Annotated in this window: 27 protein-coding genes; 24 read left to right on the plus strand and 3 right to left on the minus strand. The window is 51.6% G+C overall.

Annotated features, from left to right (window positions below; all coding sequences use genetic code 11):
- Positions 1 to 19: 19 nt before the first annotated feature.
- Both DL346_RS17455 and DL346_RS17460 read left to right on the plus strand, forming a co-directional pair.
- A complete protein-coding gene (locus DL346_RS17455) occupies positions 20 to 2,383 on the plus strand; it encodes an alpha-L-rhamnosidase-related protein (RefSeq protein ID WP_112883432.1) in 2,364 nt (787 codons plus the stop codon).
- 15 nt (positions 2,384 to 2,398) lie between these two features.
- A complete protein-coding gene (locus DL346_RS17460; RefSeq protein WP_112883433.1) occupies positions 2,399 to 4,051 on the plus strand; it encodes a DUF4091 domain-containing protein in 1,653 nt (550 codons plus the stop codon).
- Here DL346_RS17460 and DL346_RS29115 read toward each other — a convergent pair.
- A complete protein-coding gene (locus DL346_RS29115) occupies positions 4,029 to 4,478 on the minus strand; it encodes a hypothetical protein (protein WP_165822531.1) in 450 nt (149 codons plus the stop codon). The genes DL346_RS17460 and DL346_RS29115 overlap by 23 nt on opposite strands.
- 9 nt (positions 4,479 to 4,487) lie before the next feature.
- Between DL346_RS29115 and DL346_RS17465 the strand changes: the two genes are divergently transcribed.
- The 4 genes from DL346_RS17465 to tatC all read left to right on the plus strand — a co-directional run bounded on the left by DL346_RS17465 (position 4,488) and on the right by tatC (position 7,544).
- A complete protein-coding gene (locus DL346_RS17465; RefSeq protein ID WP_420849579.1) occupies positions 4,488 to 4,799 on the plus strand; it encodes a hypothetical protein in 312 nt (103 codons plus the stop codon).
- A 112-nt stretch (positions 4,800 to 4,911) separates the two neighbouring features.
- On the plus strand, positions 4,912 to 6,576 hold the full coding sequence (locus tag DL346_RS17470; RefSeq protein ID WP_112884024.1) for a PhoX family protein: 1,665 nt from the start codon (positions 4,912 to 4,914) through the stop codon (positions 6,574 to 6,576).
- 12 nt (positions 6,577 to 6,588) lie between these two features.
- Positions 6,589 to 6,804, plus strand: coding sequence for a twin-arginine translocase TatA/TatE family subunit (tatA, locus tag DL346_RS17475; protein WP_112883435.1), 216 nt, complete (start codon positions 6,589 to 6,591; stop codon positions 6,802 to 6,804).
- 2 nt (positions 6,805 to 6,806) lie between these two features.
- Positions 6,807 to 7,544, plus strand: a complete 738-nt coding sequence (gene tatC / locus DL346_RS17480) for a twin-arginine translocase subunit TatC (protein WP_112883436.1) — start codon at positions 6,807 to 6,809, stop codon at positions 7,542 to 7,544.
- Positions 7,545 to 7,583: 39 nt separating this feature from the next.
- Here tatC and DL346_RS17485 read toward each other — a convergent pair whose 3' ends face one another.
- A complete protein-coding gene (locus DL346_RS17485) occupies positions 7,584 to 8,411 on the minus strand; it encodes a peptidoglycan-binding protein (protein WP_112883437.1) in 828 nt (275 codons plus the stop codon).
- Positions 8,412 to 8,617: 206 nt separating this feature from the next.
- Between DL346_RS17485 and DL346_RS17490 the strand changes: the two genes are divergently transcribed.
- From DL346_RS17490 to DL346_RS17575, 18 genes are all read left to right on the plus strand, one after another.
- The gene (locus DL346_RS17490) at positions 8,618 to 9,475 is read left to right on the plus strand and encodes a metallophosphoesterase family protein (protein ID WP_112883438.1); all 858 of its coding nucleotides are present in this window, start codon (positions 8,618 to 8,620) and stop codon (positions 9,473 to 9,475) included.
- Positions 9,472 to 10,098: a glycerol-3-phosphate responsive antiterminator gene (locus DL346_RS17495; protein ID WP_112883439.1), complete on the plus strand. Its 627-nt coding sequence runs from the start codon at positions 9,472 to 9,474 to the stop codon at positions 10,096 to 10,098. Before DL346_RS17490 ends, DL346_RS17495 begins: the two co-directional genes overlap by 4 nt.
- Positions 10,099 to 10,266: 168 nt before the next feature.
- The gene (locus DL346_RS17500) at positions 10,267 to 11,622 is read left to right on the plus strand and encodes an ABC transporter substrate-binding protein (RefSeq protein ID WP_112883440.1); all 1,356 of its coding nucleotides are present in this window, start codon (positions 10,267 to 10,269) and stop codon (positions 11,620 to 11,622) included.
- Between the two features lie 30 nt (positions 11,623 to 11,652).
- On the plus strand, positions 11,653 to 12,531 hold the full coding sequence (locus DL346_RS17505) for an HAD family hydrolase (protein ID WP_112883441.1): 879 nt from the start codon (positions 11,653 to 11,655) through the stop codon (positions 12,529 to 12,531).
- Positions 12,503 to 13,567: an ABC transporter ATP-binding protein gene (locus DL346_RS17510; RefSeq protein ID WP_112883442.1), complete on the plus strand. Its 1,065-nt coding sequence runs from the start codon at positions 12,503 to 12,505 to the stop codon at positions 13,565 to 13,567. Before DL346_RS17505 ends, DL346_RS17510 begins: the two co-directional genes overlap by 29 nt.
- The gene (locus DL346_RS17515) at positions 13,564 to 14,439 is read left to right on the plus strand and encodes a carbohydrate ABC transporter permease (RefSeq protein ID WP_112883443.1); all 876 of its coding nucleotides are present in this window, start codon (positions 13,564 to 13,566) and stop codon (positions 14,437 to 14,439) included. The genes DL346_RS17510 and DL346_RS17515 overlap by 4 nt, the downstream gene beginning before the upstream one ends.
- A gap of 16 nt (positions 14,440 to 14,455) precedes the next feature.
- Entirely contained in the window at positions 14,456 to 15,388 is a 933-nt protein-coding gene (locus DL346_RS17520; protein WP_240633262.1) for a carbohydrate ABC transporter permease, read from the plus strand.
- 23 nt (positions 15,389 to 15,411) lie between these two features.
- Positions 15,412 to 16,152, plus strand: a complete 741-nt coding sequence (locus tag DL346_RS17525; RefSeq protein WP_112883444.1) for a glycerophosphodiester phosphodiesterase — start codon at positions 15,412 to 15,414, stop codon at positions 16,150 to 16,152.
- A gap of 134 nt (positions 16,153 to 16,286) precedes the next feature.
- Positions 16,287 to 16,505: a gas vesicle protein GvpJ gene (gene gvpJ, locus DL346_RS17530; RefSeq protein ID WP_112883445.1), complete on the plus strand. Its 219-nt coding sequence runs from the start codon at positions 16,287 to 16,289 to the stop codon at positions 16,503 to 16,505.
- Between the two features lie 66 nt (positions 16,506 to 16,571).
- Positions 16,572 to 16,832 (plus strand): gas vesicle protein GvpO, encoded by a 261-nt coding sequence (locus tag DL346_RS17535; RefSeq protein WP_240633263.1) that lies wholly within the window; start codon positions 16,572 to 16,574, stop codon positions 16,830 to 16,832.
- 16 nt (positions 16,833 to 16,848) lie between these two features.
- Positions 16,849 to 17,763: a gas vesicle protein GvpN gene (gene gvpN / locus DL346_RS17540; RefSeq protein ID WP_165822554.1), complete on the plus strand. Its 915-nt coding sequence runs from the start codon at positions 16,849 to 16,851 to the stop codon at positions 17,761 to 17,763.
- Positions 17,760 to 18,521, plus strand: a complete 762-nt coding sequence (locus DL346_RS17545) for a GvpL/GvpF family gas vesicle protein (RefSeq protein ID WP_112883448.1) — start codon at positions 17,760 to 17,762, stop codon at positions 18,519 to 18,521. Before gvpN ends, DL346_RS17545 begins: the two co-directional genes overlap by 4 nt.
- Positions 18,518 to 18,775, plus strand: coding sequence for a gas vesicle protein GvpG (locus DL346_RS17550; RefSeq protein ID WP_112883449.1), 258 nt, complete (start codon positions 18,518 to 18,520; stop codon positions 18,773 to 18,775). The genes DL346_RS17545 and DL346_RS17550 overlap by 4 nt, the downstream gene beginning before the upstream one ends.
- 1 nt (position 18,776) lies before the next feature.
- Entirely contained in the window at positions 18,777 to 19,568 is a 792-nt protein-coding gene (locus DL346_RS17555; RefSeq protein WP_165822555.1) for a GvpL/GvpF family gas vesicle protein, read from the plus strand.
- A gap of 2 nt (positions 19,569 to 19,570) precedes the next feature.
- Positions 19,571 to 19,759, plus strand: coding sequence for a gas vesicle protein GvpJ (gene gvpJ, locus DL346_RS17560; RefSeq protein WP_112883451.1), 189 nt, complete (start codon positions 19,571 to 19,573; stop codon positions 19,757 to 19,759).
- Positions 19,760 to 19,782: 23 nt separating this feature from the next.
- Entirely contained in the window at positions 19,783 to 20,067 is a 285-nt protein-coding gene (locus tag DL346_RS17565) for a gas vesicle protein K (RefSeq protein ID WP_112883452.1), read from the plus strand.
- A 14-nt stretch (positions 20,068 to 20,081) separates the two neighbouring features.
- On the plus strand, positions 20,082 to 20,366 hold the full coding sequence (locus DL346_RS17570; protein WP_112883453.1) for a gas vesicle protein: 285 nt from the start codon (positions 20,082 to 20,084) through the stop codon (positions 20,364 to 20,366).
- Between the two features lie 92 nt (positions 20,367 to 20,458).
- Positions 20,459 to 20,824 carry a YuzC family spore coat inner layer protein gene (locus DL346_RS17575; RefSeq protein WP_112883454.1) on the plus strand — a complete coding sequence of 122 codons (366 nt, stop codon included), beginning with the start codon at positions 20,459 to 20,461 and terminating at the stop codon, positions 20,822 to 20,824.
- Between the two features lie 53 nt (positions 20,825 to 20,877).
- On the opposite strand, the gene DL346_RS17580 is transcribed toward DL346_RS17575, so the two are convergent.
- Entirely contained in the window at positions 20,878 to 21,216 is a 339-nt protein-coding gene (locus tag DL346_RS17580; protein ID WP_240633264.1) for an AMP-dependent synthetase and ligase, read from the minus strand.
- Between the last annotated feature and the right edge of the window lie 133 nt (positions 21,217 to 21,349).

Consider the following 21,349-nt stretch of genomic DNA (forward strand, 5'->3'; position numbering starts at 1 on the left):
TGCCTAAGGAGGCAATATTATGACATCAGCAACGGCTGCATCACTGATTGCGGGGCCAATTTTGGAGGCTTATCACGAGTCGCGGGAAACGAGCGGATTATCATGGAAGGATCTCTATATTACACCTGGTAACCGAACCTATATGATCGGCAGTCAAAACGGCGGATTTCCAGACTTTGGCCATCACGTTAAGCTTGAAATGGGTGGCCTGTGGCTGCATCCCATTAAGCTGCTCGACGGCTTCTGGCTTCGTGTTGCCAATAGCGGGTCGGAAGATGCCATTGCCGGAAAATGGCTAACGGAATCGGACTCTTTTCACAATTATCCATTTCATAACGTACACCATTACTCTCTGCGTTCGCTTCAGCTTGAAGTAGAGCGCAGCCAGTTCTGCCCGGATGATGTCGAGGGCTTCGTTATTTCCTATAAACTGCGGGATACGAGCGGCAAGCCTAGAAGCCTCTGCCTCGACTTCCTTGCAAGAACGGATTTGAGCCCAGTGTGGTTCTCGGAAGGCAAAGGAGTCGAGGACAGCTTCGACGAAGGGCGTATCGATCGGGAGAAGGGGCTCTTCCTCGCTAAAGATGCCGACCAGCCATGGCACGTAGTCGTCGGTGCAGATCGCGCGTGCTGCAAAGGAAAAGTCGGTCGCGAGCTATTCGGCCCTCACTGGACCGCAGGCAAAGGAATCAGCGGGGAACTGACCTACGATGAGATCGCAGTTCCGGCAGGCGGCGAGACGGTCATTCGTTTCTTCATCGCGGGTTCCTATTCATCCGAAGAATCGGCACTGCTTACCTATATGAAGCTGGCATCCAGCTATTACAAGCTGTGGGAGAACAAGCGCGCACGGTATGAAGAGATTGCAGCGCAAACGGTCATTTCTATCCCTGATCAGCACTTGCAGAAGGTATTCAACTGGGTGAAGTTCCATAACGACTGGTTCGTGAGAGATGTCCCGGAGATTGGCCGTGGAATGGGAGCGGGCCATCCGGAATATCCGTGGTGGTTCGGCTGCGACAACAGCTACACGCTGCTGGGAATTCTGCCGCTTGGCGGACTCGACATGGCGCAGGAGACGCTGGAGTTGATCCGCCGGACTTCTGAAGAAACGAATGGAAACGGCCGTATTATTCACGAGCTCTCTACGAGCGGGCTTGTCGCGAATCCTGGCAATACGCAGGAAACAGCGCATTTTATAAAATGCGTGTGGGATGTGTTCGAGTGGACCGGCGACATTCAATTCCTCCAGAGCATGTATCCGAGCGTCAAGAAAGGCCTGTCATGGCTGCTTGGGGAGATGGATCCGGATAACGATTTGCTGCCCGAAGGCTATGGCATTATCGAGATTGAAGGCCTCAACGTAGAGCTGATCGATTCGGCCGTATATACATGGTCCGCATTGCGCGCGGGCATGCATATGGCCATGCTGCTTGGAGAGCAGGAGCAAGCGGCTGAATATGCATCGTTAGCCGAGCGCCTTGGGGATACGATCAATCAGGATCTGTGGTTGGAGAAAGAGGGGCTCTACGCCGATGCGATGGCATCGGTCGGCAAGGTCATGAGCCGCATTGATATCTATATCGAGCGCGCCCGCAGCATGGGGGCAGAAGGCGCCGTTGCCAGCATGCAGGCGATGAAGGAAGAGATGCAGCAGCTGGATCCGGCGAGCGAGCGGCCGTGGCTGTTCAAGAACTGGGTCATCAACACGCCGATGGAGACGGGACTTGCTCCTCGCGACAAGGCAATTCAGGCGCTGGACCGTATGGGTACGGACGAATTCACAGGACCTTGGGGCACCTACTTATCCGGCCTGTATCAGGATCAGATGATGACAATCTCGACTGGCGTACAAGCCGTGGCAGAAGCGCAGTATGATCGGATGGATGAGTCGCTGCGCTTCGTCCGGTTAATTGCCTCCACGTTCAACAAGCGGCTTCCCGGCTCGATATCGGAAATGTCTCCGGATTATGGTTGTTTTGTTCAGGCTTGGACGAACTACGGCGTAACGTGGCCGATCATGACGTACATGTTCGGGATCCGGCCGAAATCATACTCGAGAGAGCTGTCGCTGAGGCCGCGGCTTCCGGAAGGCTGGCACGAGGTTTCAGCGGAACAGGTGGCGATTGGATTGGGCGATCGCGCCAATAAGCTTGAATTCCGAATCAGCCTGTCGGAGACGACGGATGTGTATCGCTTGGAATTGGATCAGCCCAGCTGGACGGTAAAGGTCGATCTCCCGAACGCTTCGGGAGCCGAGATCATCCTCGATGGGGTGAAGGTACTGCCTAACGTAGAGGCTAATGGAGAGGTCATTCTGGAAATACGGAACGCCAGCAGGCATGAAGTGCGCGTTGCGCGAAAGATACACGAAACTTGCTGAATGAGGAGATCCGATATGATTCATTATCCGCATTTCGAAACAAGATGCATCCATTCACTCGCGAAAGTATTTGCCGATGAAGATTTAAGAGAAGAACCGTACCGACAAGGATCCGCTCTGATCGGCGAATACTATTCGTTTCAAGTCGCTTATCGTTCGGCGGTACACACAAAAGTCCGCATATCCATCGATTCCGGGCTTTCCTGCGATATCTCCGTCAGAAGCGTCGGACTGGCGCCTTCGGAATTGCCTAACTATCAAGACCATGACGATTATTTGCTTCGTACGGCGCCGGGGCTCTATCCCGATCCTTTATATCCTTTGGAAGAAGAATCATTGAAAGTTCCTCCCCATCAATGGAGGTCCTTGTGGATTACCGTTCATCTCAGCGGGAGGGTTACGCCTGGGATCCATGACATTCATATCGGATTCGCGGACGAATCAGGCCAGCTCGGTTCGGAATCGTTCCGGTTAGAGGCGATCGCTGCCAAGCTGCCGGAGCAAAAGCTGATCCACACGCAATGGTTCTACTTGGATTGTCTGGCTACCTGGTATGACGTGGACGTTTTCTCGGAAGCCCACTGGACGATCATCGAATCTTATTTGACCAATTACGTGGAATACGGCATGAACATGATTCTTACGCCTTTATTCACTCCGCCGCTTGAAATGCTGCCGGGCCACGAGCGGCCGACTGTGCAGCTCGTTGGCGTGAGAACGGACCGGAACCGTTACGTATTTGATTTCTCGCGGCTTGAAAGATGGATTGATTTGTGTTGCCGGAAAGGAATCCAGTACTTCGAGTTTTCCCATTTGTTCACCCAATGGGGCGCGAAACACGCTCCGAAAATCATGGCGGAGGTGAACGGTGAGGAAAGCAGAATCTTCGGCTGGGAAACCGATGCCGCCGGCGAAGAGTATAGCCAATTTCTCGCCCAGTTTATTCCCGAATTGGTTCATTGGATTCGATCGCGCGGGCTGGAGAAGCGCAGCTATTTCCATTTGTCGGACGAACCGGGTCTGAATGATCTGCCATCCTACACGCAAGCGAGTAAAATGGTGCGGTCCTTATTGGAGGATTTACCGATCTTGGACGCCTTATCGGAATACGATTTCTATTCTACGGGCCTGTTGACGCATCCGGTTGTAGCCACCGGTCATATTGAGCGATTTATCGAGAATAACACCCCGAATTTGTGGGCGTATTATTGCTGCAATGAATATCGGGAGCATCTGTCGAACCGGTTCTTCAACATGCCTTCGTCGCGTACCCGCATGATCGGCGTTCAGCTTTATAAATTCGGTATTCAAGGATTTTTGCACTGGGGATATAACCACTGGTACTCGCAAAAGTCGTTGAAGCCGATCAATCCTTACCAGGTAACGGATGCGGACATGGCTTTTCCGTCAGGAGACGCCTTTCTCGTTTATCCGGGAAAGGAAGGTCCGGTCTGCTCCATCCGCATGGCCGTTATGCGGGAAGCGATGCAAGATATTCGAGCACTGCAGCTGCTGGAAGGACTTATAGGTAAGCAAGAGACGGTGCGGTGCCTGGAGCAGGACATGGATCGGCCGATCACTTTCAAGGATTACGAGAAACGCAGCGACTGGATGATCGAAATGCGGGAACGCGTCAATCGGATGATTAAACAGTACATTTTGGGTTAACCGATATGCTCTGAAACGCACGGCTGAGGCCGCAGAAAAAGTCTCCATGGTAAGAATAGGTACAGTCTCTCAAGATTTTTGAGGGCTGTACCTTTTTCTGTGCAAAAAGATTGACACCGAATTTGCAGCGAAGCCGATCGCGCAAATATGGCTCAAAACCAGTTTCTGCTGTCGGCGGCCCTTGCCTTGACTGTGTATATCTATCAAAATCGATGCCAATAAAAGAGGTCACATAATCACGACCGGCACGGAAAGCAATCAAAAATCGAAATAAACTGCCGAGAAAGCCCATCGAATATAGGCCCAATTGTTTCTTGACGTACGGTTTGAACGGCTTCATATTCCCCATAGCTACGCACCATGCTTCTTTCTTTTCAGAGCTGAAATCGGAGAGAGAGGAGTTAAGCTGTCCGGCGGTCAGAGACAACGCATTGCCTTGGCTCGCCTATTTCTGAGAAACCCTTCGGTCATCCTCCTGGACGAGGCAACCAGTGCCTTGGATAACGAAAGCGAGAAACTGGTTCAGCAGTCCATTCAAGAGATAGGCCGTGACAAGACTGTGATTATGGTTGCGCACAGGCTTTCGACAGTCCTTCATGCGGATACGATATTCGTAATGAAGAAAGGAAGAATCGTAGAATCCGGAAGCCATAACGAATTATTAAGGGCGAACTGTTACTATAAAGCACTCTATTTAGAGCAAAATCCCGCGGGGGCTGTTTCGGTTCTCAAAAACAAAGTCAGTTAGATTCGGAGGCTTTACAATATATCCAAAATGAAATGACATGACGTTTACATTCGCTGAGTAAGCTTGTCCTCGTAGATAATAATCTTGGGGAGTGGGCATTTTGAATAAGAACATGGATCGTAAAACGTTTCTGTCTTATCTAGGAACCGGAGCGGCCGCGTTGGCTGCAGCATCGGCGGGACTGGGTGCTTTGGAGGGCAAAGCGTCCGCAATGTCATCGACTGCCGACCATCTGTTCGGCTTTAAAACGAATAAGGTTAGCGGATACTTTGAACCTATTCAACCATCTAACGAAGACAATCTCTTGCTTCCGAAGAACTTCAAATACGACGTGGTAGCCGCATTCGACGACGTGATTAATACGGCCGGCGAAAAGTTTGGCCAAGGTGCCGATTACAACGCGTTCTTTCCAATCAACGGTTCCAGCACGCGCGGATTATTGGTAACCAACCATGAATATACCAATATTTTCTTGCTGGGTCCGATTGCCGATGGCAAAATGACGGCGGATCAAATTCAAAAAAATCTGTACTACCAAGGGATGTCGGTCATCGAAGTATTCCGCGATGAGAACGGCACTTGGAAAATGGACACATTCTCGAAATATGCGCGCCGGATCAACGGATTCACGAAGTTTGAACTTACGGGACCGGCAAAAGGTTCTTCCGCGCTTGGGAATGCAACAACCGCAACCGGAACCTTCGCGAACTGCTCCGGCGGAGTGACGCTCTGGAATACCGCTCTGTCGTGCGAAGAGAACTTCTCTGAAACAGCGGCAGCCTCTAAGCTTCCTGAAACCCATTATGGCTGGGTTGTTGAAATCGATCCGTTCGATCAGTCATATCGCAAAAAACATACGGCATTGGGTCGTTTCAACCACGAGAACACCGCTATGGGAATCACCGCTGACGGTAGAATCGTTGTCTATATGGGCGATGACAAGAAGGACGCATGCGTTTATAAATTCGTAAGTAAAGGCAAATACGATAAATCTAAGGGCCGCAATAACTCCGCTTTGCTGGAAGACGGCACGCTCTATGTGGCGAATCTTAAAACGGGTAAATGGCTGCCGGTTACGATTGCAGAAGTAAAGAAAGTTCTATCGAACGAAAAGTACAAAAATCCGTACGGCATTTCCGGAACAAAAGAAGAGCTGCTCAAAAAGTTCCAAACGCAGGGCGATGTCGTTACGTTCTGTCATGAAGCCGCGTTGCTGGTAGGCGGAACGCCAACGGACAGACCGGAGGACATCGAGATTTCGCCGTTCGACAACACGGTCTTCATCAGTCACACGAATAACGATACGCATGGCAACATCCACGGTCACATTACGCGGATTTTCGAAACGGGCAATGATCTAGGGTCGCTGGAATTCGACTTTGAAATTTTCGCGGTCGGCGGCAGACAGTCGGGGTTCAGCTCGCCGGACAATCTGGCATTCGACTCGAACGGCAATCTCTGGGTCGTTACGGATATCTCCTCCAGCAGCCAAAATAAGGGCGTATTCAAGACATTCATGAACAACGGATTGTTTGTTGTTCCGACCGGCGGCAAAGCAAAAGGCACGGCGCTTCAATTCGCTTCGGCTCCGGTAGAATCGGAATTAACAGGCCCGTTCTTTACGCCGGACGAACAGACTTTATTCCTTTCGGTACAGCATCCAGGAGAAAATACGACGGACCTTAAAAATCCGACTAGCACGTGGCCGCATCGTAAAGGCGAGAATATGGCTCGCTGCGGCGTTGTAGCAATCAGCGGTTTTAAACTAGGTCAATAAGGAGAGGTTATTATGCCATTCGGTAATATTGGAATCGGAGGATTAGTCTTGATCCTCATCATCGCGCTCATCGTGTTTGGGCCATCCAAGCTGCCAGAGCTTGGCCGCGCATTCGGCAGGACGCTGAGCGAGTTTAAAGGGGCTACCCGCGGTCTTGTAAACGGCGAAGACAACGAAGACGACAAACTCGAGGAAAAGCCGAAGACTACCGCTGCGGCAGGCAAGTAAAAATGAAAAATCCGAATGAGCAAAGTGTAATTGGTCATTTGGAGGAGATGCGATCTAGACTGATCCGAACGCTGGTTGCTTTCATCGTGGCAATGGCGGCGGCCTTCATTTATGTGAAGGATATTTATCAGTGGCTGGTAAGAGACGTTGATCAGAAATTGGTCCTGCTCGGCCCTTCCGATGTCATCTGGGTCTACATGATGATATCGGGGGTCGTTGCAATAGCCATCACATTGCCGATCGCGGCTTATCAGACATGGAAGTTCGTAACTCCTGCCATGCCTCAGCAGGCGCAGCGTGCAGCCTTAATCTTTATTCCCGGCATCAGCGCGCTGTTCATCATCGGCATTTGCTTCGGTTACTTCATTTTGTTCCCGATGGTGCTGCACTTCATGGACCAAATGGCCGGGGAAGAATTCTCGACGCTGTACACCGCTCAGAAATATTTTACATTCATGATTCATATGACGGTTCCGTTTGGTTTTCTATTCGAAATGCCGGCCATCGTCATGTTTCTAACGAAGCTGGGCATCCTCAACCCTGCCCGGCTGGCCAAAGCACGCAAGCTGGCCTACTTTATACTGGCAATCGTTGCAGTTACGATCACCCCGCCGGATATTTTATCGGACATTATCGTCATTGTTCCATTGTTCCTGCTTTATGAAATCAGCATCTCGATTTCCAAGTTCGTGTACCGGAAGCAGCTGGCCATGCAAGATGATGCGACAGCGCAAGCATAGTCAAAAAAGAGCAGCCCCACAGGCTGCTCTTTTTCTGCCCTAGGCAGGCGGGGTAACGCCATTAAGAAGATCCCAGGTCTTCAGTCCAAACGTATATTGGAAATGCGGATAATCCACGATGCTCTTGAACGTTCCGCCCCATTCCAACCCTACCTGCTGTCCAAGACGTCCCATTTTTATGAACTTTTCGTTATCGGTCGTGATCTCGCCGTTCTCGTATGGTGCGGCGTCAAAGGCTAACCCCCAGTTATGATAAGAGTCTCCTCCTCTGGCATTGGTTACGATATCCCCTGGCAGCCACCTGCCTTGAGCGAATAAACGGTCTTGATCGTCCCAGCTTCGAAATGCATAGGTAATGCGAACATCTAGTTGATTTTGCCGGGTTAAGTCAAGAAATCTTCTTGCCAGAGCCGCAACATGCGGATTCAACGAACTGAGGTCATTGGAGCTCGGACGAACTTCATAGCTATGTTTAGGATGCGGATCAAATAATCTGCGCCGTGTCCTCGGCTCCACGATTCCCGACGGATACAGCCCGTTATCTCTCTGGAATTGCTGCACGGCTTGCGTGGTATTTGCCCCAAACCATCCGTCAGGATATCCTGCTCTATACCCCCTTGAGTTTAGTAATTTTTGCACCGCTTTAACATTTTCGGTTAAGACCTTCCATGTATCGGGGCCTACGATGCCGTCCGAAACGAGATCGAATCGGTCTTGAAAGTTTTTAGTTGCATTACTCGTCTTGATATCAAAATTACCGTCAATGGCAAAACCGTTATAATTCAGGGCTAATCCATTTAAATTCATTTGGTACAATCTAACGTAATAGCCCGTTGAACCTAATTGAATGATGGGCAGAGTCGACACGGATGTTTTACCCTCCTAGAATCATTGTACCACTAGTGTATGGGCAAAGGCCCTTGTCCGGTTCCAACAAGCGGCCCCAAAGTACAAGTCGGCGCTGCAAGACGAATTTACAAAAACCGCTCACTCATTTAACGAATATAAAATACAGGCTCGATATCATGAAGGAGGAAAGTAAAAATCGTTTTGTAACCGAGAGGAGAGCGAGCATGAAACTGGTACTGATGGGAGATTTGCATTATCACGAAAGCGATGAGGCGTTTCCGGGATGGCTGGAGGCGCGTGCCGTCTTTTATCAGACGCTGCTTGGGCAATTTATGGACGAGGATGGCGAATTCCATATTTCGCTTGGCGACTTGACGAATTTCGGGTCTTCCGTAGAGCTTCGGGAAGTCTATGAGTACCTGCGGCGCAGCGACCGGACATTTATCCATGTGCTGGGCAATCACGATCTCTATGCGCAGCCGAGACGCGACGTGCTTGAAATCACCGGGGGCCAGCGATATCAAGCCATCATGACCGATAAGGCGATGCTCGTGTTTCTGGATACGGCCAAAGAGATGGATTTCGAAGACTGGGGAGGCTGGGTCGACGAGGAACAGCTGGAGTGGCTGGAGCGCATGGTCAAAGCTTCCGGTACGAAGCCGCTTCTCGTCTTTGGCCATCACCCGGTATATAACACGACAAAACGATCGGAAACAGATAAAGGATCGATCGATCCGAGCATCGATATGTGGCGGATCCTTAATCAGAAAGAAGGAACGGGCATCTACTTCAACGGCCATACCCATGTCGACTCGATCGCTCATCAAGGAAATTGGGTGTTTGTCCAATTATCCGCCTGTCTGGATCAGCCCGGGTTTCGGGTCGTGGACATGGATGGGGAAGAGATTCGCATCTCGGCTGTCGATGTTGCGGATGGCGGCTTTGCGGACCATGCGGCGACGCTTCACCGCCACATGAAGTATTTTACCCCTAACCCGGACGCACGCGGGTCAGCCGCCGACCGGGAGCTCATTATTCCTCTTCGGCGGACCGTTCAATCGCCGCTGGGGCAGAAGCGATGAAGCCTTTCAATCATCGCGAGACGTTCTTTAGCGGACTCGCCGCCCATCGGATGATCGCCTCGATTAAAGAACCGAAGCATATTGAAATCGCGTTGAAGCACCGGCACCAGCTGAGCGGCGTTTTTCTGCTGACCGGTCACATCGGCGTCTTGAAAGGCTATGTCGACCTGTTCAACGCCCATCGCCTGCCCGTCTTTCTCCATTTGGAAAAGATCGGCGGCTTGAGCACGGACCTGCACGGCCTCGATTATTTGGCGAAGGTGATTAAGCCTGCCGGCATCATTACGACGAAGACGAACGTCGTGAAAACGGCAAAGAAAATGGGCTTGATCACCATCCAACGATTCTTCCTGATCGATACCGAGGGACTCGACAACATCTCCAAAAGCTTATGCCAAACCGAGCCCGATATCATTGAGGTCATGCCTGCGCGAATTCCGGAAATGATCGGCAGGGTTAAAGCGTTTACCCATCTCCCGGTAATTACCGGAGGGCTGCTGTTCGAATGCGATCAGGCGTTGGAATGCCTGAATCATGGGGCAACGGCCATCACGTCCTCTAAGCCGGAGCTATGGACATGCGCAAGCGCGTTTCAAGGAGCGGGCGCGTTTATGATTTCTTAGCAATCCGGTAACACAGCATTAATAAATGTCGCTTATCATAAGTGATGTCAAGTAAATAGAAATAGGTTGGAGTAACGGAGAAACCTGGTCAAGCTGCAGACGTCCATCGTCAGCGGCTGGATTCAGGTTTTTTTATGCTGCAATCCATTAATGGAGGGAATGGAGAAAATGGTTAAGAAGCTTACTGGACTCACGCTTTCGATTATGATGACTACGGTTCTGGCTGCATGCGGAGCGGCGAACGATTCGGCTAACGGGGGAGAAACGACGGGCGCAAGCAGTAACGCTGCCGCCAATGTCAACGCTAACGCCAACGAGACGGCGTCTGCTCCGGCGGAGAAGATTAAGATCAAATATTGGTACGCCTTCGGGGAGAAAATCGAGGAAGCCAAGCAGCACCTGGTTCAAGAGTTTAACGCTTCGCAAGACAAATACGAAGTCGTTGCCGAGCATCAAGGCAACTACGACGATCTTCACGCCAAGGTGCAAGCCGCGTTCGCTGCAGGCGATGCGCCGGCGGTTACCGATCTCGAAATCGCCTCCACCGGCGTGTTCGCCCGGTCCGGCATGCTGCAGGAGCTGACGGAGTACGCCGAGCGCGACAAGGACGAGCTGCAATTGGACGATTTCAACAAAGGCTTGATGGGGAACGCGTACGTTGACGGCAAGCTGTTCGGCCTTCCGTTCATGCGCAGCACCCCTATTCTCTATAAGAACGTCACGATGCTGAAGGAAGCGGGACTCGATCCGGCCGGCCCGAAGACGTGGGGCGAATTGGAGGAGTATTCCCGAGTGCTGAAGGAAAAAGGCAAGCTCGGCATGACGGTGCCTGCCGACATTTGGTTCTATGAAGGACTTGTCGCTCAGAGCGGCGGACAAATGCTTTCGGATGACGGCAAATCGGTCTTGTTTAATTCGCCGGAGGGCGTGGAGCCGGTGGCGTTCTGGAAGAAGCTGGCCACCGAGAAGCTGATCAAGATTCCTGTAGGCGACGAAGCGGGAGCGACGGCGGATAAAGATTTCGCCAACCAGCTGTCCGCGTTCAAATTCGCCTCGACGGCCGGCGTAACCGGCACGCTGGAAATCGCCAAAGCGAACGGCTTCGAGATGGAAACGGCGTTTATGCCTTCGAACAAGAGCTACGGCGTTCCGACGGGCGGCTGCCAGCTGGTCATGACGTCCAAGAGCAGCGACGAAGAGAAGGAAGCGGCATGGGCTTTCATCAAATTCATGACGACCAAAGAAAATACCATCTATCAGCATAAGCATGTCGGCTACTTGCCAACCCGCATGTCCGCGGTGGAAAGCGAAGAGATGCAGGAGCACTTCAAGCAATTCCCGCAGTACAAAGTAGCGTTCGACCAGCTCGAATATGCGCGGCCTCGTCCGATGGAGACCGCTTATCCGGAAGTCGCCAAGCTGATCAGGGAAGCGATCGAGAAAGCGATCTTGACCCCGGATGTCGAGCCTAAGGCAGCGTTGGATGAAGCGGCGGATAAAGCGAACAAACTGCTCGCGAAATAAATAAGTCACAACAACGAGAGGTAGCGGAATATGGGAAACGAGAATCGGTTGTCATCGATCAAGGTCATTCTGTTCGATATGGATGGCACGCTCTATCAGGAGGATACGTTTCTGAACCGCTATATCCGCTACATGCTGGAGGATACGGACCGGGAGCACGAGACGGAAGCGGCAATCGGCATCGGCAGAGCGATTTTGTCCGACAGCCATCCTTTCCGGTTCGGCCATTTCTATCACGCGCAGGACGATAATGTGCTAGTAGGACAGGAAGACGGCTTCGTCCATGGACTTACATGGGAAGGGGAGAGCGTTGCCGGGTTAAATCCCGGCGCTCCTTCCCCCGACCTGATCCACATCGGCGATCCGTGGTGCATCGCGGCGGTGCTTGCCCGTAAATACAAGCTTCCCGAAGAGAAGCTGAGGCTGGCGTTCGAACGCGTCCGCAAGGAAATGATTGCGGAGCCGTACCGGTTTGCCTACCGCAGCGATTTGTTTCAGGCGATCGAGGCGCTGGATGCGGTGGACCGGAAAATCGTCATGACGAACACCTATCTCGAATCCGGAATCGAGTTTCTTGAGTACATGGGGATATCCCATATCTTCGACGGGGTGTTCTGCGGCGCGGAGAAGCCGCTCGGCATTGAGCGCCTGTTCAAGGCGCTTCTGCAGGAGGGCTATCGGTCTCATGAAATTTTGTCGATCGGAGACAATCCGTGGAACGACCTGCATCCCGTCAAGCGATTAGGCGGCATGACCTGCTTTATTTCGCCTTACGAAAGCGCGGATCCGGAGCCTTGGAATTGGCGACTGACGACGCTTGATGAACTGAAGAAGCTGCTGCAAGACATTCAGACGAACAAGACAAGGAGGGAGTTCTCGGATGGCGAAGATCGAGCTCAAGCATATTAGCAAGAAGTTCAAGGATGAAACGATCATTCAGGATTTGAACTTAACGATCAAGGACGGATCGTTCACGGTGCTCGTCGGTCCGTCCGGATGCGGAAAATCGACGACGCTGCGGATGATTGCGGGGCTGGAGAAAGCAAGCGGCGGCGAAATCTGGATCGGGGGCGAGTGCGTCAACGATACGGCGCCCGGACTGCGCGACGTCGCGATGGTGTTTCAAAATTACGCCTTGTATCCGACCATGTCGGTACGAGGCAACATCGAATTCGGCCTGAAGAACAGAGGCGTGGCGAAGAGCGAGCGGGAAGCGCTCGTGAACGACATTTCGGAAATCGTCGGCTTGAAGCCTCACTTGGATAAGAAGCCGCAAAGCCTGTCCGGCGGACAGCGCCAGCGGGTTGCGCTTGCCCGGGCGATGGTGAAGAAGCCGAAGGTGTTCATTCTCGACGAGCCGCTGTCGAATTTGGACGCCAAGCTGCGGAACCAGATGAGAACGGAGCTGATTCAGCTGCATCGGCGTCTTGGCACGACCTTTGTCTACGTGACCCATGATCAGGTGGAAGCGATGTCGATGGGCGACGAAATCGTCGTCATGAACGGCGGCGTCATCCAGCAGGCCGAATCGCCGCTGAAGCTGTATCATGACCCGGCCAATCTGTTCACGGCGCAGTTTATCGGAACGCCCGCTATGAACATGATGAACATTCGGGATGTGAGAGGGCTTGGTTTAACGGCGGGCGAACAAGTCGGCTTCGTCGGCTTCCGCCCCGAGCAGGCGCACATTCAAGAAGCAGGCATGATTGGCGACGGCTATAAGCTGGAAGGCGAGATCATTACGCGAGAGAGCTTAGGCGCTGAAAATATTTACCAGATCCAATCCCGAACCGGCATCTTCTTCGTGAAGACGTTTCTCGAACCGCTCGTGGAGGATGCGCAAGTCACGGTCGTTGTCCCGTACGACCAGCTCTATTATTTCGCTCCGAACGGCGAGCGGCTGCGCGGCATTTCCGCCCGCGCGGCAGGGGGGAATGTGACATGACGACGGCATGGGATAAGCTGCGTCCGTACGGAATGGTCGCCCCGGCGATCATCATTTTCTCCTTGTTTTTTATCTATCCGATCTTCTACATGATTTACTTAAGCCTATTCGATTGGAACTTCGTCAGCCCGACGAAGTCGTTCGTCGGCATTCAAAATTTCCGGGATCTGCTGACGGACGCCGATTTCCGCAAGGTGCTCTCCAACACGACGATTTATACGATTATGACGGTGACGCTCACGACGGTATTGGCGCTGCTTCTCGCGCTTTGGCTGAACCGCAAGGGGATTCTGCACGGCTTCGTGCAAGGCGCGATCTTCAGTCCGCACATTATTTCGCTCGTCTCGATCTCGCTCTTGTGGAGCTGGCTCATGGATCCCGAATACGGGCTGATGAACTGGGTCATCGGACTGTTCGGCTTCGGCAAGCTGGCTTGGCTCTCGCATCCGGGCACGTCGCTGATTTCGCTGGTCATCGTCGCGGTATGGAAAGGCGTCGGCTACAACACGCTCGTCTTTATCGCCGGCCTGCAGAGCATACCCGGAGATATTTACGAAGCGGCCGCGCTTGACCGGTCCAAGCCTTGGACGACGTTCATGAAGCTGATTCTGCCGATGCTTTCGCCGACGATCTTCTTCTTGGTCATCATCAACATGCTCGGTTCGTTCCAAGTGTTCGAAACGATCGCGATCATGACGCAGGGCGGTCCGATCAACTCGACCAATACGCTCGTTTATTACATTTACGAGAACGGCTTCCGCTTCTTCAAGATCGGTTACGCCTCGGCTGCGGGCGTCATCCTCCTTGGCATCGTCGGCGTACTGACGCTGGTCTATTTCCGTCTTCTCTCCAAGCGCGTTCATTATCGATAGGAAGAGGTGAGTTTTTGTGAAAGCCGTAAACCGCAGAGTCAGCGTAAGCGGACTAGGGTCAGCCATGGGCGAATTGCCGTCCGGTACCGGTACCGGGACAGTTAGAAAGCAGGCCTTGTTAAATAGAACGGTGAGGTATGCGCTGCAAGCGGTCAATTACGCCGGTCTGCTCCTGCTTGTGCTCGTCTTCGCTCTGCCGTTCGCGTGGATGATGTCGACCTCGCTGAAGACGCTGCCGGAAACGATGATCTTTCCCCCGGAATGGATCCCGCGCAGCCCCGTCTGGCAAAATTACGCCGATGCCTGGAATACCGGCCCGTTCCTGCATTATTTCACGAACAGCATCATCATCGCGGCGGGCATTCTGATTCTGCAGCTGGCCACCATCATTCCGGCCGCTTATGCTTTTGCGCGCTACAAGTTCGCGGGCTCCGGCTTCCTGTTCGGGATCGTCATGGTTACGCTAATGATTCCGGCCCAATTGATTTTTCTGCCCGTCTATTTGGAGCTCAGCGCCTGGAAGCTGCTGAACACGCATCTCGGTCTCGTTCTTCCGTTCGCTTCAAGCGCGTTCGGCATCTTTCTCCTTCGACAGGCGTTCATGCAGGTTTCGGATGAGCTGGTCGAGGCAGGACGGCTGGATCAAGCCAGCGAGTGGAAAATTATTGTTCATATCATGGTTCCGCTTGCTAAGCCGGTATTGGTCACCTTCATGCTGTTCAGCTTTATTGCCCATTGGAACGATTACTTCTGGCCGCTCGTCATGACGACGAACGAAACGGCTCGTACCTTGCCGATCGGCATCGCCAAGATCCGCGAGGTCGAAGGCGTCGCAACCTGGAATACGCTGATGGCCGGCAACCTGATTCTCGTAGCGCCGATTCTCGTCGTGTTTTTCTTCTCGCAGCGGCAAATTATCCGAGCTTTTGTCTACAATGGCGTTAAATAAACGATCGAAAGGGAGAGATAAACATGATTACAATCGTCGCGCACCGGGGATGGTCCGGAGCCGCGCCCGAGAACACGATGGCGGCATTCGCGCTTGCGCTGAAGGAACCTGGCATTCACTTTATCGAGTTGGACGTCCACTTGTCCAAAGACGGCGTACCCGTCGTCATTCATGACCATACGCTGGACCGTACGACCAATGGGACCGGGCCGGTCGAGTCCTATACTTATGAGCAGCTGCGCGAGTTGGATGCCGGCAGCTGGTTTGGCCCGGCATTCGAAGGGCAGAAGATTCCATCCCTGGAGGAAGTGTTCGAGCTGACCAAAGGCCGCTGCAAGCTGGCGGTGGAGCTGAAGACGATGGGCGGCAACTATGAAGGAATCGAACGGAAAGTGCTGGCGCTGATCGAGCAACGCGAGATGAAAGATCAGGTCGTTCTTTCCTCGTTCGATCATGATTCGATGAAGAGAGCGCATGAAATCGATCCTTCCGTCATGACCGGATTGATCCTCTTCGGCAAACCGACGCTCATTTGGGAACAGCTCACCTATACGGGCGCTTCGAGCATTTCGATCCATCACGAATTCGTTACGGATGAGTTGATGAAGGAGATGTATGCCCGCGGAATCGATATCGGTGTCTGGACGGTAGACGAACCGGAGAAGCTCGCCCGAATTGCGGCTCAATATCCCGACATGCGCATCACGACCAATCACCCGGACCGGCTTCTGAGTATTACGAGACAACAACCCGCTGTGCGATAATGATTAAATACTGAACAGCCTGAATCCTTCCTTGGATTCAGGCTTTTTGACGTTGTTTGTTGAGACACTTGTCCTTCGCAATGTAAGCGTCATTTTCATAGAATATAGCATTCTGCATGAAAGGGGGGATAGATATGGCTATTCAAAAAAGCGTGGATTCCTCGAGCTTGGCGGATGTTATCGACCGGATATTGGACAAAGGTGTCGTTATAGATGCATTTGTCAGAGTTTCCTTGGTTGGGATCGAGCTGCTCGCCATCGAGGCGCGGATCGTCATTGCAAGCGTTGATACGTGGTTGAAGTACGCTGAGGCAGTCGGCTTGCTGCTGCCCGAAGAAGAAGCAGTAACCTAATAGATTTTGAACAACTGAATCAAGGCATTCCCGGGATGCCTTGTTTCAGCTCAGGGGGGAAGATTGATGGTCAGCAAGGTCATGCAAACGGTCAAAAGCTTCTTCATCGACAATCTCCAGCCCGTTCATAAATTTACCTCCGTCAAGTGGACCGACGGCAAGAAGTGGGAAGTGCAGCTGGAAGTCATCGAGGAGAAAGAGTATATGAAGGCTCACGCGAAGGATGAAATGATCGGCGTGTATGCCGTTATATTGAATGAAGATCTTGAAATTTGCTCCTTTAGCCGAATTGAATTGCGTTCTCGAGGAACGATTCCGAAGAACTGAAGGGAGGTTTAAAGCCGTGGAGAATCAATTCCATTTGGCTAACGATTTGGTGGTACCGCCTTATTTCGGTGCGTTAGCCGCACGGGCCCTGCAATATTTGCAAGCGGGTTTCCCCGTGCATCTCACGGGACCTTCCGGTGTCGGGAAAAGCACTTACGCACTCTATATTGCGAGTCAGTTGAATCGCCGGGTTACGCTGATCCATGGAAACCATGAAATGGCGAACGACGATTTGCTTGGCGCCGCAATCGGGTTTTCTCATAAAAAAACGGTGGATAATTACATCCGCACCGTCTATAAGAAAGAAGAAGAAATCAAGAAGCTGCGGGTAGACGGCCCGTTGATCGAGGCGGTCAAGAACGGGCATACCGTGATTTACGATGAATTTACAAGGTCCCGTCCCGAAATGAACAATCTATTCCTCTCAATACTTGAAGAGAAGGTGCTTCCCCTCTACGGTAGAACAGAGAAGGTTTCTTATGTACCCGTCCACCCTGGTTTTTCCATGATATTTACAAGTAATCCTGCGGAATATGCCGGGGTATTTCAAACGCAGGACGCATTATTAGACCGCTTGATTACCATCCATTTGGATCGCTACTCCTTGGAAGAGGAAGCGCTCATTGTATCGGAGAAGGCGGAGATTTCCCAAGAGGATGCCGGATTTGTTGTTGGACTGGTTGCGGCTGTAAGAGAAAGCGCGGGGAACGGTAACTATGGCCCCGGCCTGCGTGCCGCGATCATGATCGCGACCATTGCCAAGCGGAATCAGATCCCGTTTCATTCGGATGATGAAGCTTTCCAAAGCTTATGCAAGGACATTTTGACGTATCCGGTATCCCGGAATTTGAGCCTAAGCGGAAAACATGAAGCGCAGCGGATCATTCAAGAGGCTATGCTTCGCGTAACGAATGGAGAAACGGCAACATGAGCGGACCATGGGGGATATACGTGTTTTGCGCTATTCCTGAAGTGCAGCCGCAGCAGCTTGGCTCCGTGAAGCTCGACTCGGCGGAACGGCAGCTTTATACCATACTCTACCGGGATATCGCGATGGTTGCGGCGAAAGTCCCGCTCAAGATTTATCCGCCGAAGAGAGAGTACGTGCTTGCTCATGAACAAGTCGTTTCCGATATCATGAAGCAATTTACGGTGATCCCGATGAGTTTCGGCAATGTCCTCCAAACCGAAGCCGATGTGCTGATTCTGCTGAAGAAGCTATACCCGCAATTCGCCTCGATTTTCCCCTCCCTTGCAAACAAACTCGAAGTCGGCCTTAAAGTCATCGGAAAAAAAGAATGGCTGGAACGCGAAATCAAACAGGACGGCGACATTCAACAAGCAGCCAAGGAGATAGCGGGGAAATCCCATGCTGCCGCCTTTTACGACCGAGTGAAGCTTGGAGAGCTTGCCGTACAGTTTATTGCGATGAAAAGGCAGCAGCTGACCGAGGAGGTTTATATGCCCTTGGCGCAGCTGGCCGTGTCGGCCAAATTAAATGAAGCGGTGAACGAGCGCATGCTGTTAAACGCTGCTTTCTTAATCGATAAGGCGGACGAATCGAAGTTTGACGAGCAAGTAAACGTTCTCTATGAGAAGTGGAAGGATACGGCCGATTTTAAGTATACCGGTCCGTGGCCGCCTTACAACTTTATCAACATCAAGCTGAAAATCGAGGAACAGCCATGATTCATAAGCTCTTTACGTTTCCTTTCCATGCTCTGGTCAAGCTCGGGGAGAAAATAGCGGAGGAAGTCGACCGGGAATTGTATGATCTAGGCTCGATTCAGAAGCACCTTCTCCAATTGGAACTGCAGCTGGAGTTTGAAGACATCTCCATCGAGGAATATGAGCAGAAAGAAGCGGAGCTGCTGCGCCGCTACGCCATCGCCAAAGCGCGTGAGCAAGCCGCTTTGTACTCGTTCGCAGAAGAGGAGGATTGACATGATCAAAGAGCTGCTCTACGTATATGGACTCATTCCTGCCCATGAAATAGACCCGGCTAACGAGGTTGCTTGCCGGATGAAACGTCACGGAGACATCATTGCCGTCTTGGAGGCCGTCGATCCGCAAGTTTTCTCTCAACAATCGATCCAGCGGTATGTTGAAGACCCGAACTGGGTGAAAGAAAAGGCTGTCGGCCATCACAACGTGCTTGCGATGCTCCAACAACGGCACACCGTCATTCCATTAAAATTTTGTACGATCTATGAAAGCGAACAAAGCCTGGAGGCGATGCTAATCCGCCACTATGACGAGATAACGGATTTATTCGCGGCGCTGCGCGGGAAAGAAGAATGGAGCCTGAAGGTTTACTGCGACAAGGAGGAGTTAAAAACGCATGTGATGCAAAGCAGTCTTGAACTGGCGAAATTATCGGCGGACTTGAGCGGTCTTTCGCCAGGGAAGCAGTTTTTAATGAAAAAGCAATTGAACGCGAGTCTCGAGCGCGAAACCGAGAACGCAATGAAACGAATCTGCCTGGAAGCGCATGAATCCCTATCTTCATCAACGCTTCAACAAATAGAGAAAAAAGTTTGGGAACGGAAGGTGACCGGGAGGAAGGAAGAGATGATCTGGAACAGCATGTATTTAACGGATCGTCAAAGGGTCGACTCCTTCTTGCAGCTCGTCAAACAATTCGGCGAGGAATTTCAAGCCTTTGGACTCACTTTTGAGGCGACAGGCCCGTGGCCCGTCTATCATTTTGCCCGGATCGGCCCGGAGGAAGCATAAAAATGAAGGACTGGTACGCGAATAAAGAAATCACATTGCTGGACATTCTGGACGGACTTCTTGATAAAGGCATCGTAGTACAGGGGGAACTGATTCTAACCGTTGCCAATATCGACTTGGTCTACATTGATCTGCGCTTGCTCGTAACGGCCGTAGAGTCGATTGCGCGGCATACCGAACTTCGAATCTAAAAGGTAAGGCAGGTGGTATTCAGTTGGAACATACACCTCATTCCGGCAGCCGGATCCAGTTGGATCCGGCTCATGTAGAGCATGGGTTGGCCCAGCTTGTCCTCACCCTGATCGAATTGATCAGACAGCTGATGGAACGGCAGGCGCTCAGGCGGCTGGAAGCCGGCTCCTTAACCGATGAGCAAATCGAAATGCTTGGTGAAACGCTGATGCAGCTGGAAGCGAAAATGGAAGAGCTGAAAGACGCTTTTGGTTTGAAAAGCGAGGATTTGAATATCAACTTAGGCCCTATCGGGAATTTAATGTAAAGGAGATCAGAATCATGTCCGTTCAACATTCCGCAGGCTCCGCCAATTTATTGGAGGTTCTTGAAAAAATATTGGATAAAGGGCTCGTCATTGCCGGGGATATCAAAATATCCCTCGCCGACGTGGAGCTGCTCAGCATCAAGATCCGCCTAATCGTTGCTTCCGTCGATAAAGCCAAACAAATCGGCATTGATTGGTGGGAGCATGATGCTTATTTTTCATCACAGGCCAAGAAGCTGAAGGAGGAAAACAACCGGCTAAGAGACCTACTGAATGATAGCGGACACATTGGCGATTGATAAGGATGTATCGCGGGAACTCATTCTCCGCATGGCCCATATACTGTGGAAGTTTCGAAATTTGCCGCACGAAAGAGAAGAGGAATACCGCGATGAACTATTATTACGGCTATCCTAGCGCAAGTTATGCTTATCCTTATTGGATCGGTTACGCTGATCGGTCGCCATCGCCGGATCCGGCCGATGTCACCCAATTTAAGCATTCGGCCAGTCAATTTCTGGTGCCGACCTTGGAGATGTATCATCTCCTGAACCTGTTAGCCCATAGCCCTGATTTAGCAACGGAGATTAAAGAAGCGGCTTCGAAGAGCGATCATAAGAAAGTGGAGAGCTTGATTCGTTCCTCAGGCTTCAAGACGCCTGTTTCGGTTTCCTACAATCCGGAAGGCTTGCAAGTGACATTGAGCCCTTTGGATTCAAACGCTTGCTTTGCGATCAGACTTTCCTTGTGCTGGTAAATGCAGAAAGCCCGATGCATCTTATATGCATCGGGCTTGTTCATGATCCGGACCTACATCAAGGTTGGATTGGATCTGTTGTATAGGCCAGGAGACTGATTGTATTGAGGAGCGGTCATATAGTTAGGCGGAATATGCATTGCTGAGTTGGAGAGCTGGTTGCACAATTGGGAAATTTGCTGCAGCTGCTGAATGGCGGTTTGATGGCCTTGCAAGGCAGTTTGAATGATTTGCGAAGCTTGGTGCTCGCGTTGCGCCAGCTGTTCAAGCTGCATGGCATTGGCTTGCTCCTGTCTCAGCAATTGCTGATACTGCATGGATGCTTGCTGCGTTTGATGCGTTAGTTGCTGAATCAAGCTTTCACATTGGGCGAGAAGCTGGTTTTGATGCATGGGTGTTAATTACCTCCTTTAAATGTAAGACCCTGCTATTATGATTGATTGTCCAGTGAAATATTCGGCGATTGAGTCGTCGTCTCTACCGAAAACGTTATTTACTTTTCTTGAGGCCTGCCGCATGATGAAG

The organism is Paenibacillus montanisoli, from assembly GCF_003268025.1.
In the GTDB taxonomy this organism is placed as follows: Bacteria; Bacillota; Bacilli; order Paenibacillales; family Paenibacillaceae; genus Paenibacillus_Z; species Paenibacillus_Z montanisoli.